The following is an 18,157-nucleotide window of genomic DNA, read 5'->3' as shown; positions in this document are numbered from 1 at the left end:
GATGAAGACCGCCGAAGAGCTGTGGGACCTGCTGCACCAGGCGCACGAGCTGCCCTACGGCGCGGCCCAGATCGCGCTGATCGAGCAGGTGCTGCGGCACGTCGACACGGCAGGCGACCCGGCGCTCGCGTTCTACGCGCGCCTGCTCGCCACGACGGCGTACATCTACGGTGGCGAGCCGGTGAAGTCCTTCCCCACCTTCTCCTGGTGCGTGACGGACTTCGACCGCAAGCCCGCGCCGTACCACGAGCGCTGGACGCACAACCTGCTCTGGCTCTTCAAGAACATGGTCAGCATGCTCACGAAATTCCCGGAGGTCCCGCTCGCCCGGACACACGCGGTCCTGGACGACATGGAGCGGCGCTACCGGGAGCACGGCCGTGGCATGCAGGCCGTCTACAAGCACCGCTACCTCGTCGCCGAGCACGTCGGGCAGACCGAGGAGGCGCAGGCCTGGTTCGACAAGTGGCAGGCCGCTCCCCGCGACGAGCTCTCCGACTGCGCCGGCTGTGACCCGACCTCGCTCGCCAACCACCTGATCGGCAAGGGCCGGTTCACCGAGGCCGTCGAGCTGTCCGAGCCGGTGCTCGCCGGCGACCTGTCCTGCAACGAGCAGCCGCAGAGCATTCTGAGCGAGCTGATGGTGGCCTATCTCCGTTCCGGCCACCCGGCCGAGGCGGCGGACGCGCACCGCCGGTCGTACCTGATCGAGCGGAACAACCTGGCCGACCTCGGCGGCATCGGCGACCACATCGCGTTCTGCGCCCGCAGCGGCAACGAGCATCGCGGCCTGGAGATCCTTCAGCGCCACATCGACTGGCTCGACCGTGCGCCCTCGCCCTCGTCGGCGATGTGGTTCGCGGCCTCCTCGTCGCTGCTGCTGCGCCGGATCACCGAGCGGGGGCACGGCGACGCGGTGATCCGGCGCACCGGGAAGCCGGACGTCACGGCGGCCGAGCTGGCCGACCAGCTGTCGGCCCTCGCGGTCGACACGGCGTCCCGTTTCGACGCCCGCAACGGCACCACCCACCAGAGCGAGCTGATCCGGCGAGAGCTGAACGCCGAGCCGTACGAGACGGCGGTCCAGCTCTCCGCGACGGCCCGGCCCACGCCGCTGGGTCCGATCGCCGCGCCGCCCCCGCCGGTCGTGCCGGTCCCGGAGCCGTCCGCCGAGATCCCGGCCGAGGCATCCCTGATCGAGCTGCTCGACCTGGCCGAGCGATACCAGGACGACGACCGCGAGACCGCGCTCGGCGAGGTGGTGGACGCGATCGGCGAGCGGTTCGGTGTGCCGGACGAGCCGCTGCTCGCGGCCCGGCTGTGGGCCCTGCGGGGATACCGCCTGCCGGAGGAGGCCCATGCCGAGACGATCGCGGTCTGGGAGAAAGCGGCCGGCCTCTTCACCGAGGCCGGCGAGACCGGGGAGGCGATCTCGATGCGCGCCCGGATCGCCGCGGAGCGGGCCAATCTCGGTGAGCAGGAGGGCGTCGTCGAGGCGGTCCAGGCCGCCGCCGACCACCAGGAGCAGCACGGTGACGCGGCGAAACGGGCGAGTGCCTGGCTGCGGCTGTCCAGTGTGCTCGTCCAGCTGGAGCGGCTCGATGAGGCCACGGCCGCGGGTGACCGGGCCGACGAGTGCGCCGCCGAGTCGGGCGAGCCGCGCCGGATGGCCTATCACGCACTGATGCGGGCCCGGATCCGCGCGATGACGCACCGGCACGAGGAGGCGGTCGCCGCCGCCCGGGCCGCGTGGGACTTCTACCGGGACCACGGGCCGGCCGGGATGAGCGCCAACGCCGCCATGGTCTTCGGCCAGCTCACCGAGGACCCGGCCGAGGCGCTCGCCGCGTTCGACGAGGTGGTGGCCGCGGGGCTGCCCGGTCTGGCGTTCGCCGTCCGGATGCAGCGGGGTCGTGCGCTGCTGCGGCTCGACCGGGCCAGCGAGGCGATCGGCGACCTGGTCGAAGCGGTGGCGCTCAGCACCGAGCAGGGGATGGGCGAGTCCGGGGCGTTCGCCCGGCACGAGCTCGCCCAGGCGTACCGGATGGCCGGCCGCACGGCCGAGGCGATCGAGGTGGCCGAGGAGGCACTGCTCCGCTACGAGCGGTTCGAGGTGGAGCAATGGGCCGACGACTGCCGGTTCCTGCTGGCCGGCCTCTACGAGGCATTCGGCGACCGGACCCGGGCGCTCGCCGGTTACCGCGACCTGATCGAGCGACTGGCCGACAACCCGGCCGGCCGGGGGCAGATCGGCGAGCGGGCCGGTCAGCTGCTCTACGACATGGATCGGGACAGCGAGGCAGCGCTGACCTTCCAGGCGTCCGCCGAGGCGCTGCGCGAGTCCGGTGACCTTCCCGGTGAGCTGCGGTTGTTGCGCCGGCGGCTGATGGCGCTGAACTACGCCGACGAGGTGCCGGCCGCCGAGGAGCTGATCGGCCTGGTCGCCCAGCGGTACGCGGAGCTCCCCGCCGAGCTGGCCGCCGAGCCCGGGATCATCTGGGACCGGGCGATCTTCGCGTTCGAGACCGGCAACCTGTTGATGCGCCGGGATCGGTTCGCGGAGGCGGTGCCGCATCTGCGCGGTGCGCCGGAACTCCTGCGCGGGATCGGGGCCACCGAGGACGCCGAACGGGTGACCTGCATGCTCGCCGAGGCACTGTTCCGATCGGGGTCACCGGAGGAGGCCGAGGAGATGCTCGACACGTTGCTGGCAGGCCTGGCACCGGATGCGCCCGCGCGGAAACTGGCGGAGGAGCTCCGGACGGAGGCCCACGAGGCGAAAAAGGGGCTGAACGACCGTTAAGTAAGGGCTTGACTCCGGGTTACAGTGGCGAGGTGACGACGGTAGAAGAACGGCACCGGACCACCCCTCCGGCGCCACGGCGGCGGTCTCGCCGCGACGAGATTCTGGAGATCGCGGTCGGCCTGTTCGCCTCCCGCGGCTATCACGGCGTGTCGATGGATGACATCGGCTCCGCCGCCGGCGTCACCGGCCCAGCCCTCTACCACCACTTCGCCGGCAAGGAGGCGATGCTGGTCGCCGCGCTGATCCCGGTCAGCGAGAGCCTGCTGGAGGGCGGCCGGGAGCGGGTCGCCCGGCGCTCGGAGGACGCGGAGGCCGCGCTCGCCGACCTGATCGACTTTCATGTGGACTTCGCGCTCGAGAACCCCGCGGTGATCGCCCTGCACCTGCACGAGCTGGACCGGCTGCCGGACGAGCCGCGCCGGCAGATCCGCCGCCTGCAGCGCCTCTACGTCGAGGAGTGGGTGGCGGTGCTCTCCCGGGTGCGGCCCGAGCTGGCCGCCCCCGAGGCGCGGGTGCTGGCGCACGCGGCCTTCGGCCTGATGAACTCCACGCCGTTCCTCGGTGGTGAGGTCGACCGCCGCCGCCGCGCCGACCTGCTGCGCGAGGCCACCATCCACGCCCTGGCCGGGCACTGACCCCCGGGGCCCTGGCCGATCTTGGCGAATTGCGCAAGGACGGTGCGGCGCCCATTGGCCGGATCGGGGCTAATGCGCGGCCGGGAGACGGCCGAACAGCAACTTGAACACTCGTCACTGCCGGCGTCGCCCCACCACGGGCGGCGCCGGGAAGCGCCCCACAAGGGCCGGACCGCAAAGGAGCGGAATGATCGAGTCGTTGCTCGTCGCGAACCGGGGCGAGATCGCCCGCCGGATCATCCGGACCGCCAACCGGCTGGGGATCCGGACGATCGCGGTCTACTCGGAGGCCGACGCTGACCTGCCGTTCGTGCGGGAGGCGAGCGAGGCGGTCGGCATCGGCCCGGCCAACCCGGCGCAGAGTTACCGCAACCCCGACGCGATCCTGGCAGCCGCGAAATCGACAGCCGCCCAGGCGATCCACCCGGGCTATGGCTTCTTGAGCGAGAACGCGGACTTCGCCCGTACCGTCTCCGCCAGTGGCCTGGTGTGGGTCGGACCCGGCGCCGAGGCGATCAGCGCGATGGGCGACAAGATCAACGCGCGGAACCTGATGGCCGCGGCCGGCGTGCCGGTCGCGCCCGGGTCGCAGGACCCGGCGGAGACCGCCGACGCCGCGCTCGCGGCTGCGGCCACGATCGGCTTCCCGGTGATGGTGAAGGCCGCGGCGGGTGGCGGCGGGATGGGCATGTCGGTCGCGAACGACGAGGCTGAGCTGCGCAAAGAGTTCGAGAAGGTGCGCGCTTTCGCCGAGCGGATGTTCGGCGACGGATCGGTGCTGATCGAGCGCTATTTCCCCCGGGTGCGGCACGTCGAGGTGCAGATTCTCGGTCTGGCCGACGGCCGGGTGGTGGCGCTCTCCGAGCGGGAGTGCTCGGTGCAGCGCCGCAACCAGAAGCTGGTCGAGGAGGCGCCGTCCCCGGCCGTCTCCCCTGAGCTGCGGAAACGGCTGCTGGCAGCGGCGGTGAAGGCCGGCGAGGCAGTCGACTACCGCAACGCGGGCACTGTGGAGTGCCTGCTCGACCCGTCGACCGGGGAGTTCTTCTTCCTGGAGATGAACACCCGGCTGCAGGTCGAGCACCCGATCACCGAGTTGATCCACGGGGTCGACCTGGTCGAGCAGCAGTTACGGATCGCCTCTGGACTTGAGCCCACGCTCCAAGAGGGACAAAAGGGCCATGCGATCGAGCTCCGGATCAACGCGGAGGACCCGAAACGGTTCCTGCCCGGTCCGGGCAAGGTCGCGACCTGGGTGGAGCCGGCGGGTGCCGGCGTGCGGGTCGACTCCGGGTACGACGAGGGCACCACTGTCACCCCGTTCTACGACTCGCTGATGGCGAAACTGATCGTTTTCGGCGCGGACCGGGACGACGCGCTGGCGAAAGCCCGTGCCGCGGTGGCCGGCTTCCAGATCGCCGGTCCGAAGAACAACCTGCCGTTCTTCGCCGAGTTGCTGGAGAACGAGGAGTTCCTCTCCGGTGACTACGACACCGGCATCGTCGCGCGGATGAGGTGAGCCATGACGTCCGTCAGCATTCGTGAAGTCGCTCCCCGGGACGGTCTGCAGAACGAGGACCCGGTCCCGGCCGATGCCAAGGTCGCGCTGATCGACGCGCTGAGCCGAACCGGTGTGCGCCGGATCGAGGCGGTCTCGTTCGTGCACCCCAAGGCCATTCCGCAGATGGCCGACGCGGACGAGGTGTGGTCCCGGATCCAGCGGAACCCGGAGGTCCGTTACTCGGCGCTGATCCCGAACACGCGGGGCGCGCAGCGGGCGATCGCCGCGGGGTTCCGGGAGATCGAGGTGGTGGTGTCGGCGAGCGACACGCACAACCGCCGCAACCTCAATCGCTCCACCGAGGAGTCGCTCCACGACATCGCCGGGCTGATTCCGCTGGTGCACGACGCGGGCGCGACCCTCGAGGTGATCGTCGCGACGAGTTTCGGCTGCCCGTTCGAGGGCGACATCGATCCGGCGCGGGTGGCGGGCATCGTGGCTCGCGTCCGCGCCGACGGCGCGGACCGCATCGCCTTCGGCGACACGACCGGGATGGCGACTCCCCGCCGGGTGCGTGATCTTCTTTCGGAGGTACGGCCGGACCTGCTGCACTTCCACAACACCAGGGGTACGGGTCTCGCGAACATCCTGACGGCCCTGGAACTGGGGGTGACGGAGTTCGACGCGAGCGCGGGCGGCCTGGGTGGCTGCCCCTACGCGCCGGGCGCCTCGGGCAACGTCGCCACCGAGGAGGTGGTGTACATGCTGCACGACATGGGGATCGATACCGGAATCGACCTGGAACAGCTGATCAAGGCGGCTGAGCTGGCCGAGGAGATTGTCGGGCGGCCTCTTCCGTCGGGCGTTCTGCGAGCCGGGCCACGTACCCGGGTGGTGTGATTCTCGGGTCCTTTCCCGCGACCATTTTTCCGATTTGTGTGCGTGACTTCTCGTTCGCTCGCGTCGTTACCAATACCGAGTGGCAATTTCGCCCTGTTCCGTGCGAATAGGGCGAATCGGCCACCGGTTGCTGTCGACGGCGAGGGGTAGATCATGGCGGACTGGAGGGCTGGGCGCGGAATGCGCACGGCATGCCGGTCCCTGCCGATCCCCGGCGGCGGCTCCCCGCTCATGCCGTCCCCGAACCAGGGGACGGAGCGGCGTGCGGAGCGCCGCGTGCGGAACACCGGCTCTCGGTGGGCCGTGCGTGCACTCGTCATCGGCGGACTGGCCGGGGCGGCCTGGCTGCTCACCGGCACCGCCGCACACGCCGCGGACCACGACGGCGAGCCCACCGGCTCACCGAAGAGGTCCGCGCCGCACCGTGTCGCGCCGGTGTCCGGCGAATCCACGGTTCGCGAACTCCTGGAGGCGGCCGTCCAGCCGCTGGAGTCCGAGTACACACCGCAATGCCACCGGCGTGTCGTGACGTCGATTCTCGCGACAGCGGAACGGGTGCTGTCCGGGCCGGTGGAACTGCCAGCCGAGGTCATCTACGACGGATTCGCGATCGACGCGTACCCGTTCGGTGCGGAACCGCACCGGAAGACCGCCCCCTCGCGGACCAGCGCGGGATCGGCGGACGACCGGAATCGGCACCGACCGGCGGTGGACGCCGCGGATCCCGTCGCCCAGCCGGACACCCGGCAGCCCGACGCGGAGCTCCCGCCGTCGGATGTCACGGCGCCGGCCGTGTCACCGGCCGCCGAGCAATCGGCTGCCGGCAGCGCTCATCCGGCGCCCACCTCGGCGAGCACCAGCACCAAGGCCGCGCGCGACACGGCCGGCAGCAAGCCGGCGCGGCACGCGAAGGCCCAGTCCCGGTCCTCCGTCCACCGCCGGGTCCCGGCCGCACGGCCGGCCTCGCCGAAGATGGTTCGCGAGGAGGCGCCCGTTCACGACGGGCCCGAGCCCGCACGGATGAACCTCGGGACTGTCAGCGGCATCCCGGCCAGCGGGTCGGGATCGTCGCCGGAAGTCGGCCCGGTGGCCGTGCTTCCGCCTCGGGTCGCAGACGGCGCGGTGGGCCACCACCGGTTCCCGTTCGCGACCGATGTCGAAGCCCGGCGAAACGACGCCGTGGCACCTGACGTCTTCCCTGACTAGTGCGCTCATCGGCCGGTCGTCTCACGGGCCGCGATTCCAGAACCGCTTGCGCACAGGCGGCGAATCGGCCCCTTTCCCGAGCGACTCACGGCACGGCACCGAAGCATCGATCTTTTCTCGCTGATTATTCGTGAAAGGCATTTCTTTCCAGATGAAGAAGACGTGGGTTCGTAAGACGCTCAGCATCGGCGTGCTCGCCGCCGGTGCACTGCTGTTCGGCCCGGCTGCGGCCGCCCAGGCGATCGGCGGCGGCTCGTTCGGGCACCAGCCTGCCGGCGGCCTCGGGCACCTGGCCCAGCAGACGAGCGGGCACCACGGGCTCAACCCGTTGCACGCTCTCCCGAGCACGCACCAGACGCTCCCGAGCCTGGGCAAGCACTTCGGCCAGAGCTCGCACCAGGGCTTCACCGGCCACAACGCGCACCAGGGCTTCACCGGTCACAACGCGCACCAGAGCTTCACCGGCCACAACGCGCACCGGGGCTTCACCGGCCTCGACGGTCTGGGGCACCACCTGGCACAGAGCAAGACGACGCACCGGACCCTGGTGGTGCACCAGCCGATCACCACGCACCACAGCTTCGTCCCGAAGCACGACTTCGGCAGCCAGCACGGCGTGGGTGACTTCGCGCACCTGATCCACGGCCGGAGCATGCAGAACCACACCGGGGACTCCTTCGTTCCCGGCGGGCACATCCCGCAGGACCTGGGCGGCCACCACGGCGATCTGCCGGCCGGCCCGGACAGCTTCGGGTTCCCGAACGGGAGCCAGGTGACCATTCCGGTCAACTTCTGCGGCGCCTCGCTCGCGTTCTTCGGCACCACCTACAGCAGCCCCAACTGCGCGCCGGTCAAGAACGTCTCCGCGGTCGGCGGGCAGCAGAACAACATCCCGGCTCAGAACGTCCCCGGTGGCAACCAGGACGAGGCCCCGGATGAGTTCCCGGACGAGGTCCCGGCCGACCAGAACGACGACTTCGGCGACGAGCTGCCGGACGACACCGGTGACGTGCGGGGCGACCAGGGCTACGACGACGCGGGCGAGCTGCCGGACAACGCCGGTTACGGCGACGAGGCCCCGGACACGGCCGACGACGCCGGTTACGGCGACGAGGCTCCGGACGCCGTGGACGAGCCGGGCAACGCGATGAACGACGACAACGGGTACGGCGGCGAGCTGCCGGACCAGTACAGCGGCGACAACGGTGGCCGTGGCTCGGAGAGCACGCTGAGCCGTCTCACCGACGTCGGTGGCATCCGCAGCGCCGGCCTCGGCGGCGGCCTCGGGCTGATCAACAGCATGCGCTGACCCGGGTCGCGCCGTCCCGGGCGCGATCCGTATCGCCGGCGCGTCCTCCACAGCGCCGGTGGCACCACAGCGCAGTAAGTGACACAGCGCAGTAAGTGACACAGCGCAGTGCAGTTAGCACCGCAGCACAGCGAACGGGAGCTCCGTACCGGGGCTCCCGTTCGTCGTTGCCGCCGCCTGCCCGATCGGCTAGCCTAACGTTCGTTAAGTTCTCTAACGATCGTTAAGGATCTGGCGGTCGGGATGCGGAGGAACGATGGACGGCGACGCGCTCGCGGCTGCTCGCAAGCGGGTGCTGGCCGGCGGCGCCGAGAAATACCACGCCGCCAACGCCGCCAAGGGCAAGCTCTTCGCCCGTGAGCGGATCAGCCTGCTGGTCGACGAGGGCAGCTTCGTCGAGGACGGTCTTTACGCCAACAGTCTCGCGGACGGCCTGCCCGCCGACGGCGTGATCACCGGATTCGCGCGGGTCGACGGCCGCGACGTCTGCCTCATGGCCAACGATTCCACGGTGAAAGCCGGTTCCTGGGGCGCCCGTACCGTCGAGAAGATCATCCGCATCATCGAGCGGGCGTACCGCGACAGCGTGCCGATGATCTACCTGGTCGACTCGGCCGGCGCCCGGATCACCGACCAGGTCGACCTCTTCCCCGGCCGCCGCGGCGCCGGCAAGATCTTCCACAGCCAGGTCCGGGCCTCCGGCGCGATTCCGCAGGTCTGCGCGCTGTTCGGGCCGTCCGCGGCCGGCGGGGCCTACATTCCGGCCTTCTGCGACGTGGTCGCCATGGTCGAGGGCAACGCGAGCATGTACCTCGGGTCCGACCGGATGGTCGAGATGGTCACCGGGGAGAAGACGACTCTCGAGGCGATGGGCGGCGCCCGGGTGCACTGCGCCGAGTCCGGCGTCGGTCACTTCCTCTGCAAGACCGAGCGTGAGGCGCTCGACGTGGTGCGGACCTACCTGTCGTACCTTCCGTCCAACTGGACGCAGCAGCCTCCGGCGGCCGAGGCCGCCGATTCCTCCGGGGTCGATCTCGCCGGTCTGGTTCCGGCCAGCGAGCGCCAGGCCTTCGACATGCGGAGGTACGTGAAAGGGCTGGTCGACAAGGACTCGTTCTTCGAGATCCAAGCCCTCTGGGCGCGTGAGCTGACCATCGGGTTCGCCCGCCTGAACGGCGAGGTGGTCGGTGTGGTCGGCAACAACTCGATGTTCAAGGGCGGCGTGCTCTTCGTCGACTCGGCGGACAAGGCCACCCGGTTCGTGCAGCTCTGCGACGCGTTCAACGTGCCGCTGCTCTTCCTCACCGACGTGCCCGGCTTCATGGTCGGCACAGCGGTCGAGAAGCAGGGCATCATCCGGCACGGCGCCAAGATGATCACGGCGATCTCCGAGGCCACGGTCCCGAAGATCTGTGTGGTGGTCCGCAAGGCGTACGGCGCCGGCCTCTACGCGATGGCCGGGCCGGGCTTCGACCCGGACGCCACCATCGCGCTGCCCACCGCGAAGATCGCGGTGATGGGCGCCGAGGCCGCCGTGAACGCGGTCTACGCCAACAAGATCGCCGCGATCGAGGACCCGGACGAGCGAGCCGCTTTCGTCGCGGAGCGCCGCGCCGAGTACGAGCGCGACATCGACATCATGCGCCTGGCCAGCGAGCTCGTCGTGGACACCGTCGTCGAGCCGGCCGATCTGCGTGCCGAGCTGGTCCGGCGCTTCGCCGCCGCGCGAGGCAGGGACCGCGCGTTCTCCCGGCGCCGCCACGGCGTCACTCCTGTGTAGATCCTTGGAAAGGGCAGTCATGGTCGACTTCCGTCTCGGCGACGAGTACGAGGAACTGCGCGCCAGCGTGCGCGAGTTCGCCCGGGAGCAGGTGGCCCCGGTGATCGCCGGGCACTACGAGAACGAGAAGTTTCCGTACGAGATCGTCCGGCAGATGGGCAAGATGGGCCTTTTCGGCCTGCCCTTCGACGAGAAGTTCGGCGGGATGGGCGGCGACTACTTCGCGCTCTGCATCGCGCTCGAGGAACTGGCCAGAGTGGACAGTTCGGTCGCTGTCACGCTCGAGGCGGGTGTCTCGCTCGGCGCCATGCCGATCTACCGGTACGGGACGGACGCGCAGAAGGAGCGCTGGCTGCCCCGGCTGACCAGCGGCGAGGCGCTCGCGGCCTTCGGGCTGACCGAGCCCGGTACGGGTTCGGACGCGGCCGGGACCACGACGCGTGCGGTGCTCGACGAGACGGCCGGCGAGTGGGTGATCAACGGGACGAAGGCGTTCATCACGAACTCCGGCACCGACATCACCTGCCTGGTCACCGTGATGGCGGTGACCGGGACGAATCCGGACGGTTCGAAGGAGCTCTCCACGATCATCGTGCCCTCCGGCACTCCGGGCTTCACCGTGGCGCCGCAGTACTCCAAGGTCGGCTGGTGCGCGTCGGACACCCATGAGCTGTCCTTCGACGACGTCCGTGTGCCGGCGGCGAACCTGCTCGGCGAGCGCGGCCGCGGCCTGGCCCAGTTCCTGCGCATCCTCGACGAGGGCCGGATCGCGATCGCCGCTCTCGCGGTGGGGCTGGCGCAGGGGTGCGTGGACGAGTCGGTGTCGTACGCGAAGCAGCGCACCGCGTTCGGCCGGCCGATCGGCGACAACCAGGCCGTGTCGTTCCTGATCGCGGACATGGACCTGCGGGCGCACATGGCCCGGCTCGGCTACTACGACGCGGCCTCCCGGATGCTGGCCGGCGAGGACTTCAAGCGGTACGCGGCGATCGCCAAACTGAACGCCAGCAACGCCGCCATGGAGAACAGCCGGTACGCCACCCAGGTCCACGGCGGGTACGGCTTCATGAACGAGTCCCCGGTCGGCCGCTTCTACCGGGACGCCAAGATCCTCGAAATCGGCGAAGGCACCTCCGAGGTGCAGCGGATGCTGATCGCCCGCGGTCTCGGACTCTGAGTCCCGTGTCGGTTTTGTAGGTCAGGCCGCCGCCTCCTCACTGCCGGCCACTGCGCACGGGTTTACCGCATCGCGGATCGTGCGCAGTGAGCCGAGCGTCTGGTCGAGCTGCTCCGGGGAGAGCAAGCCGACGTACCACTGCTGGACGAGCTCGAGATGCCCCGGCAGCACCTCGTCGAGCCGCTGCCGGCCGGCCTCGGTGATCACCGCGTACGAGCTGCGCCGGTCCGTCGCGCATGCCTCCCGCCGGACCAGGCCGCCGCGTTCCATCCGGTCGACGACACGTGTCACGCCGCTCGTGGAGAGCGTCGTCTGACCTGCGAGATCGGTCATCCGCAGCTGGTTTCCGGGCGAGCGGGCGAGGCGCATCAGCACCTCGAACTCGACCGGGGACACCCGGTGCTCGTCGAACTGACTGGCCAGGCGGTTCATCAGGCCCGTGTACGCCTCGGCGAGCAGGCCGATCGCGGTGAGACGTGGGTCGTTCAGGTCGGTGTTCACACGATCAACAGTAGCAGGCACTTGACAGGGGGAATATTGCAGCGCATATAGTTGCTCCGTCAGACAAGCACTGCCGCACCGGCATCCCGCTCAGGTTTCGAAAGAAGGAACAGTCATGACCGTCAGCACTCGTGAGTTCGAGGGTCTGCAGATCCCGGCCGCCGGCACCTACGAGCTGGACGCCGCTCACAAGCGTGTCGGATTCGTTGTCAAGCACCTCATGGTGAGCAAGGTCCGCGGCCAGTTCGCCGAGGCCAGCGCCACCATCACCATCGGCGAGAACCCGCTCGACTCCTCGGTGACCGCGTCGATCAAGACCGCCAGCGTGGAGACCGGCCAGGTCGACCGGGACAACCACCTGCGTACCGGTGACTTCTTCGAGGCCGAGAAGTACCCGACGATGGAGTTCCGCAGCACCGGGATCAAGTCCCGCGCGGGCGCCGAGTTCGTCCTCGACGGTGAGCTCACCATCAAGGACGTCACCCGCCCCGTCGAGCTGGTCGTCGAGTTCGAGGGCGCCACCACCAGCCCCTACGGGCAGCACCTCTTCGGCTTCAGCGCGCACACCGAGATCGACCGGGAGGACTGGGGCCTGACCTACAACATGGCCCTGGAGACCGGTGGCGTGATGATCGGCAAGAAGATCAAGATCGAGATCGAGGGCGAAGCGATCCTGCAGGCCTGATCCGGCCTCTCGCGCCTCTCGCGCCGCTTCGTCAACGCGCCGTCCGGCATCCGGGCGGCGCGTTGTCGTGTGTGGCGGTCGCCGGTCGAGGGTGGCAGTGTGTACCGAACGCGAGTGTTCGTTCACAGAGCGGTGATCGACGTCCGTTTCGTCCGCCGGCCAACCCCGGGAGGGCACATGGGCAAGGATGTGGTGAACGCCGTCTTCTCCGTGCAGGACCGGGTCGCGTTCCGCCGCAAGCTGCGCGGTTGTCTCGACGCGCTGGGCCGGATGCTTGATACGGCAGCGTTCGGCGACTCGGCTCCGATGACTGGCTTGGAAATCGAGATCAATCTGGTCGATGGGGATGCCGGGCCCAGTATGCGGAACTTCCAGATACTGGCGGATTTAGGCGACCCGCGGTTCCAGCCGGAGCTCGGCAAGTTCAACCTCGAGCTCAACGTGCCACCCCGGCCTATCGCGGGGGACGGCCTCGATGCGTACGAAAGCGAAATTTTGGATGGTTTGCGGGTCGCCGCCGAGTGCGCTCGCAAGAACGAGAGCCGTCTCGCACTGATCGGCATGCTCCCCACCCTCACGCAGTCCCACCTGGTGCCGGAGAACCTCTCCGTCGGCGCGCGCTTCACCGCCCTGAACAGGGAACTTGTCGCGTCCCGTGGCGACGAGTTCCGGATCGACATCGAGGGCGCCGAACGGCTGCGCACCACCAGCGAATCGATCGCTCCCGAATCCGCCTGCACCAGCGTCCAGTTCCACCTCCAGGTCACGCCGGAGACCTTCGCGCGATCGTGGAACGCCAGCCAGGCGATTGCCGCGATCCAGGTCGCATTAGGAGCAAATTCCCCCTATCTGTACGGGCGGAGACTCTGGGCGGAGACCAGGATCGCCTTCTTCGAACAGGCCACCGACTCCCGCCCCGACGAATACAAGGCGCAGGGGGTACGCCCCCGCGTGTGGTTCGGTGAACGCTGGATCGACTCGGCCCTCGACCTGTACGAGGAGAACGTCCAGTTCTTCCCGCCGCTGCTCCCGGAGCTCCACGCCGAGGACCCGGTCCGGGCCCTGGACACCGGCACCGTCCCCGGCCTGTACGAACTGCGTCTGCACAACGGAACCGTGTACCGCTGGAATCGACCGGTCTACGACGTGGCGGACGGGCGGCCGCACCTCCGCGTGGAGAACCGGGTGCTGCCGTCCGGCCCGACCGTCGTCGACCTGCTCGCCAACGCGGCGCTCTACTTCGGGCTGGTCCGGGAGATGGCCGCCGCGGAGTCGCCGGTCTGGGAGCGGCTGGCGTTCGCCGACGCCGCGGCGAACTTCCAGATCGGCGCCCGGCACGGCATCGAGGCGGTGATCCGCTGGCCCGGGCGTGGTGAGGTCCCGGTCGTCGACCTGGTGCTGGGCGAGTTGCTGGAACTCGCGCATGCCGGCCTGGACCGCTTCGGAGTGGAGCCCACGACGAGGGATCGCCTGCTCGGCGTGATCGAGGAGAGGTGCCGCACCCGCCGCAACGGGTCGAGGTGGCAGGTCGAGGCGGTGTGCGCGGCCGAGCAGCGGGGTTTGGGCCGAGAAGCCGCGGTGCGAGAGATGACCCAGCGGTACGTAGAGCTGCAGCGCCACAACGAACCGGTCCACACCTGGCGGTGACGCGGTGACGCCTTCTCGCGGTGGACGACGAACAGGGTGTCCGTGCGGCTGGTGGAGCGCGGTGCGCGTTACTTTCCGGGCGTTTTGTCCTCGGGGGAAGGATTGATTCGGGCGACCTCGGGGTTTGCCGGGGGCGGGGTGATCGTGGAGCGGGGGGCGCTTCCCTCGGGCTTTCCGTTGTCGCCCTTGCGGCCGGTGCTTCGCTTTGCCGGGTTGCGGCTCGGGCGGGCGGCCGCCGCGATCTCCGGGTCGGCGTAGGCAGCCGGGCCACCCTGCGCCGCCGGGCCACCCTGCGCCGCCGGGCCACCCTGCGCCGCCGGGCCGCCCTGCGCCGCCGGGCCGCCCTGCGTGGCCGATTTGTCGCGAGTGGGTGGGTTGTCCTTTGTGGCCGGTCCCTCTGTCGGCGTGGGAGTGGCGCGGCCGGTCGCCTTCGGCGAAGTGGTGGCGCTGGTGGGAGTTCGCGGAGCTGACGGTGTGGCGGCCACCGGACGGGTGGGTGAACCCGCAGGCGCCGACGGCGGCGGACCGATCGGGGTCGGCGTCGGCGGTGGCGCGGTCACGGGCTTGGGCCCCGCCTGCGGTGGCGCGGTCACGGGCTTGGGTCCCGCCTGCGGCGGCTGCCGGGGAGTCGGTGCGGGCCGGCGTGAGCTTCCGGTGTTCGCCTCGGGAGCCGGTTCGTCGCCGGCGGTGCTGGCGGGATGGGCCGCGTAGTGCTCCTCGGCGTCGTCCTCCCCGGTGGGCGGGACGGTGACCGGGTACAGGTCGGGGCGGGCCCGCCGGGACTGGCGGGACTGGCCGATCGCCGCGGTCAGCGCGGAACCCGCCAAGCCGGCCAGGACGGCGTAGGGCGCGATCAGATACGCCGACTGCAACGGTCCGGTGGCCGTGGTCAGCTGGGGTGCCAGGACCAGGAACGAGAAGGCGACCAGCAGCGGGCCGACCGCGCCCGAGATCGCGGTGCCCAACCCGGTCTCGCCGCGGCGGGCGGCGGGCCAGGCGGCGATCAGGCCGATGATGAACGCTGCGGTCAGGGTGAGCAGGGCGCTCGGCCAGTAGATGCCGCCGTACCGGATCGGGCTCACCGATTCGACGAACTGCCAGCTGGTCAAATAGGTGGCGATGTCGCGGCCGGTCAGCAACTCGGTGACCACGCCGGCAACCGCCAGTGTCCACAGCCACAGCGCGGTGCCGATCAGGTTGGCGGCGACCGGGACCGACGAGACGGCCCAGAACGCGACGATCAGGCCGGCGATAAGGCCGGCCAGGGCGTATCCACCCGCCATGAGCTGTGGGGACACTGCATCGGACCGTACCGCTGATCGAGCCGGAAGCGCGACGAGCGCGACCGCGACGAGGGCGCCGGCGGCGGAGGATGCGGCGAGGGCGAAACGCCAGAGGCCGCGCCAGCGGCCGGTCCGATCGGGGCGGAGCCGGCCGGCGATGACCGCGCCGAGGACTGTCGCGCTCGCGGTGATCCAGGTGGCCCAGCCGAGGCTGCCCAGCCAGACACTGTCCGATTCGGTGGCGGTGACCGGCCACACGAGCACGCCCAGGCCGTAGCCGAGGCCCAGTTGCGCGGCACCCGCGCCGGCCGCGATTCCGGCCGCCGTGGCGGCCTGTGATGTCCAGCCCTTCTCGGCCATGCCGCGCACTGTACTGGTACCCACCGATGTCTGTGAAACGCCTGGCAAGGTTGCATTCCGCCGGAAAACTGCGTGTAGACCCAAGATTCGATACCTTGACGCTGCGACGAGCACGGACGTGCGGACCGAAGGGAACCGGCGATGGCCGACGAGCGCCCCCCGGAGCGGGACGAGACCCGCCCGACGGAGTCCGCAAGCCCGCCGGACGAGACGCGGCCGATGGAGGCCGTGAACGCGCCCGACGAGACCAGGCCGATGCAGGCCGTGAACCCGCCCGCCGACGAAGCCACGGACGAGACGAGGATCGAAACGCCGGCCGACGCCACGCGAATTCAGCCGTCCGGTGACCCCCGATCGGATGACCGGGACAACGCGATCTGGACCGGCCGCGCCGAGGTGCGGCCGCCACGACCGGGCACCGAGTTCTACGAGAGCGACTGGGCGGACCCCGCTCCCCGCGAGCCGCGGGGCCGCTGGTGGGCGCCGATCGCGGTAGGCAGCGCCGCGCTGGTGCTGCTCGGGCTTCTCGGCTTCGGCATCGCGATGATCGTGCGGAGCTCGGGCGGGGAGACCGAGACGCCCGCGACGACCCCGGCCACGGTGTCGACGACGGCTGCCCGATCGGCGCCGGCCACGTCCGCCACCACCACGACCGCCGCGACGACATCACCGCCGCTGACCACCACCGAGCCGACCACCGATCCGGCGAATGCCGAGGTCACGGTGCCGGCGCTGCGGGGTATGCCGCTGGCGGACGCGCAGGCCGCACTGCAGCGCACCGGGCTGACGTTCCGGGTCATCCAGCGGGAGAGCGACGCGGAGCCGGGCACGGTGATCAACAGCGATCCGCCGGAGGGCAGCCTCGTGCCCTCCGACACGCGTATCACCCTGGTCGTCGCTGCCGCGCCCGCGACCAGCCCGGCAGCCACCGCGACCACCACGCCGGCCGGGGATGCCGGCGAGGTCGGCGGGGACTGAACCAGCGGGTCAGCGGTTGGTGCGCAGCGTCCGGGCCGGCGTCACGCCCGGGCGGGCGGCGGGCTGACGGGCGTTGCGTGCCCGTGGATCCGGCGCCTTTCCGACCGGCCGCAGACCGGCGACCTGCACGAAGATGGAGCGGCGTTCGACCGCGTCACCGGCCGAGTTGAGCTCGTAGCCATCGAGCCAAACCCAGCCCTCGTACGTCGGCCAGTCGTGCACCCGGATGACCCGGAACAGCATCGGTGATGCGAATTGGACGCTCGCCGCCTTTGTCACGTGGATGACATCACCGGACCGAGGAAGAACCACGTCATCTCCTGCCCTGAGACTCGTGTGTGGTGGACTCTTGTGACAGATGCACCAGTGTGCCCCGTTGATGCACCTTTGCAACCCTTCGACTGTGCCAACCATCGAAGAGTGTTGCGGAACGTCACCATCGCCGATCGCGCCACCCACATCAAGGTAGGGAGTCCACGTAGGACTGCCAGTGGCTCGGCGCCCCGTTTCGGACGTCATTTTGGTGTGTAATGCCAGACTTGGGCGCTTCACTCAAGAACGTTAAGTGATGCAAGCCATACGGAAAGATTGCACCACCGGTTCCGTCGATGCAAGTTGCATGTCAGCCTTCCGTGATCCTCTGTGATCATGGGGCCGGCTCACCGATCCCCGTCCGGGTGGCGAGATCGCGATGACGAGGAAAGCTGCGACAGCCAATGCGAGAACCACTATCCCGGACAATAGCCACCGATGCCGACAATGGCCCCGTGAGTCGCTGTGAGCAGCGTAAACGTCTATCCGGAGGCTCGGCGGTGGGCCTGTCGGGCGCTATTCGTCCCATTTGTCCTGCCCGATGGGATGAAGTGATCGGCAATCGCCCACGGAGTCCGCGTCCGTACCGGAAAGCGGTCGTTACTGATTCAGGACGATCCAATCGATCTCTGGGCAGTGCTCGATGGCGGCAAGGCGAGCAACCGAGGAGCCCGTGGTCCGCCCACCCGAGATGATCGAGATGCCGCGGAGGAGACACTGTGGAATTCGAGACGAAGGGCCTGCGGGTCGACCTGAGCCGCGCCGAGTGGTTCAAGAGCACCCGGAGTGGCTCGGACTGTGACAACTGCGTCGAGGTGGCGTTCGTCGGCGAGGCGATCGCGGTGCGCGACTCCCAGAACCCGGCGGCCGCCGCACTGATCTTCACCACTGCCGAATGGGACGCGTTCGTCGGCGGAGCCAAGGACGGCGAGTTCGATCTCTGACCGTTGACCACGGCCGGCTCAAGCGAGCCGGCCGTAGTCATTTGCCCGATTTTCCCGTCGCCCGGCGGGAGTCGCCTCGTTGATTGCCTTAAGCGCGGGCCGGACCGCGCTCACCGGCGATTTCACCGAACGAGGC

Annotated in this window: 15 protein-coding genes; 12 read left to right on the top strand and 3 right to left on the bottom strand. The window is 69.8% G+C overall.

Translation table 11 applies throughout. The features are described 5' to 3' along the window. Nucleotide 1: 1 nt before the first annotated feature. The 8 genes from AB0F72_RS02755 (at nucleotide 2) to AB0F72_RS02720 (ending at nucleotide 11,311) form a co-directional block, all read left to right on the top strand. On the top strand, nucleotides 2-2,803 hold the full coding sequence (locus AB0F72_RS02755; RefSeq protein WP_360424057.1) for a tetratricopeptide repeat protein: 2,802 nt from the start codon (nucleotides 2-4) through the stop codon (nucleotides 2,801-2,803). A gap of 32 nt (nucleotides 2,804-2,835) precedes the next feature. Continuing rightward, complete coding sequence (locus tag AB0F72_RS02750) at nucleotides 2,836-3,441, top strand: helix-turn-helix domain-containing protein (RefSeq protein WP_360424055.1); 606 nt, start codon at nucleotides 2,836-2,838, stop codon at nucleotides 3,439-3,441. A gap of 187 nt (nucleotides 3,442-3,628) precedes the next feature. Beyond that, on the top strand, nucleotides 3,629-4,957 hold the full coding sequence (locus AB0F72_RS02745) for a biotin carboxylase N-terminal domain-containing protein (protein ID WP_360424052.1): 1,329 nt from the start codon (nucleotides 3,629-3,631) through the stop codon (nucleotides 4,955-4,957). Between the two features lie 3 nt (nucleotides 4,958-4,960). Then, nucleotides 4,961-5,839, top strand: coding sequence for a hydroxymethylglutaryl-CoA lyase (locus tag AB0F72_RS02740; protein ID WP_360424049.1), 879 nt, complete (start codon nucleotides 4,961-4,963; stop codon nucleotides 5,837-5,839). Nucleotides 5,840-6,142: 303 nt separating this feature from the next. Next, nucleotides 6,143-7,045, top strand: coding sequence for a hypothetical protein (locus tag AB0F72_RS02735; protein WP_360424046.1), 903 nt, complete (start codon nucleotides 6,143-6,145; stop codon nucleotides 7,043-7,045). 151 nt (nucleotides 7,046-7,196) lie between these two features. Beyond that, a complete protein-coding gene (locus AB0F72_RS02730; RefSeq protein ID WP_360424043.1) occupies nucleotides 7,197-8,354 on the top strand; it encodes a hypothetical protein in 1,158 nt (385 codons plus the stop codon). Between the two features lie 256 nt (nucleotides 8,355-8,610). Beyond that, entirely contained in the window at nucleotides 8,611-10,134 is a 1,524-nt protein-coding gene (locus tag AB0F72_RS02725; RefSeq protein ID WP_360424040.1) for an acyl-CoA carboxylase subunit beta, read from the top strand. A gap of 19 nt (nucleotides 10,135-10,153) precedes the next feature. Beyond that, nucleotides 10,154-11,311 carry an acyl-CoA dehydrogenase family protein gene (locus AB0F72_RS02720; protein ID WP_360424037.1) on the top strand — a complete coding sequence of 386 codons (1,158 nt, stop codon included), beginning with the start codon at nucleotides 10,154-10,156 and terminating at the stop codon, nucleotides 11,309-11,311. A 21-nt stretch (nucleotides 11,312-11,332) separates the two neighbouring features. Here the strand turns inward: AB0F72_RS02720 and AB0F72_RS02715 are convergent, their stop codons facing one another. Next, nucleotides 11,333-11,812 (bottom strand): MarR family transcriptional regulator, encoded by a 480-nt coding sequence (locus AB0F72_RS02715; RefSeq protein WP_360424034.1) that lies wholly within the window; start codon nucleotides 11,810-11,812, stop codon nucleotides 11,333-11,335. Nucleotides 11,813-11,927: 115 nt separating this feature from the next. On the opposite strand from AB0F72_RS02715, the gene AB0F72_RS02710 reads away from it, so the two are divergent. Next, nucleotides 11,928-12,497, top strand: a complete 570-nt coding sequence (locus AB0F72_RS02710; RefSeq protein ID WP_360424030.1) for a YceI family protein — start codon at nucleotides 11,928-11,930, stop codon at nucleotides 12,495-12,497. Between the two features lie 177 nt (nucleotides 12,498-12,674). Then, entirely contained in the window at nucleotides 12,675-14,144 is a 1,470-nt protein-coding gene (locus AB0F72_RS02705; RefSeq protein ID WP_360424027.1) for a glutamate--cysteine ligase, read from the top strand. Between the two features lie 68 nt (nucleotides 14,145-14,212). Here AB0F72_RS02705 and AB0F72_RS02700 read toward each other — a convergent pair whose 3' ends face one another. Further along, nucleotides 14,213-15,787, bottom strand: coding sequence for a Hansenula MRAKII killer toxin-resistant protein 1 (locus tag AB0F72_RS02700; protein WP_360424024.1), 1,575 nt, complete (start codon nucleotides 15,785-15,787; stop codon nucleotides 14,213-14,215). A gap of 141 nt (nucleotides 15,788-15,928) precedes the next feature. Here AB0F72_RS02700 and AB0F72_RS02695 point away from each other — a divergent pair, with 141 nt between their 5' ends. Then, nucleotides 15,929-16,765 carry a PASTA domain-containing protein gene (locus tag AB0F72_RS02695; RefSeq protein ID WP_360424020.1) on the top strand — a complete coding sequence of 279 codons (837 nt, stop codon included), beginning with the start codon at nucleotides 15,929-15,931 and terminating at the stop codon, nucleotides 16,763-16,765. A gap of 9 nt (nucleotides 16,766-16,774) precedes the next feature. Here the strand turns inward: AB0F72_RS02695 and AB0F72_RS02690 are convergent, their stop codons facing one another. Beyond that, nucleotides 16,775-17,077 carry a hypothetical protein gene (locus tag AB0F72_RS02690; protein ID WP_014440156.1) on the bottom strand — a complete coding sequence of 101 codons (303 nt, stop codon included), beginning with the start codon at nucleotides 17,075-17,077 and terminating at the stop codon, nucleotides 16,775-16,777. Between the two features lie 719 nt (nucleotides 17,078-17,796). On the opposite strand from AB0F72_RS02690, the gene AB0F72_RS02685 reads away from it, so the two are divergent. Then, complete coding sequence (locus AB0F72_RS02685) at nucleotides 17,797-18,021, top strand: DUF397 domain-containing protein (RefSeq protein WP_360424016.1); 225 nt, start codon at nucleotides 17,797-17,799, stop codon at nucleotides 18,019-18,021. Nucleotides 18,022-18,157: the final 136 nt, after the last annotated feature.

Origin of the sequence: Actinoplanes sp. NPDC023936 (assembly GCF_040639325.1) — a bacterium.
Lineage (GTDB): Bacteria > Actinomycetota > Actinomycetes > Mycobacteriales > Micromonosporaceae > Actinoplanes.
Note: the sequence above shows the minus strand (reverse complement) of the source record. Positions and strands in the feature narration are given on the sequence as shown.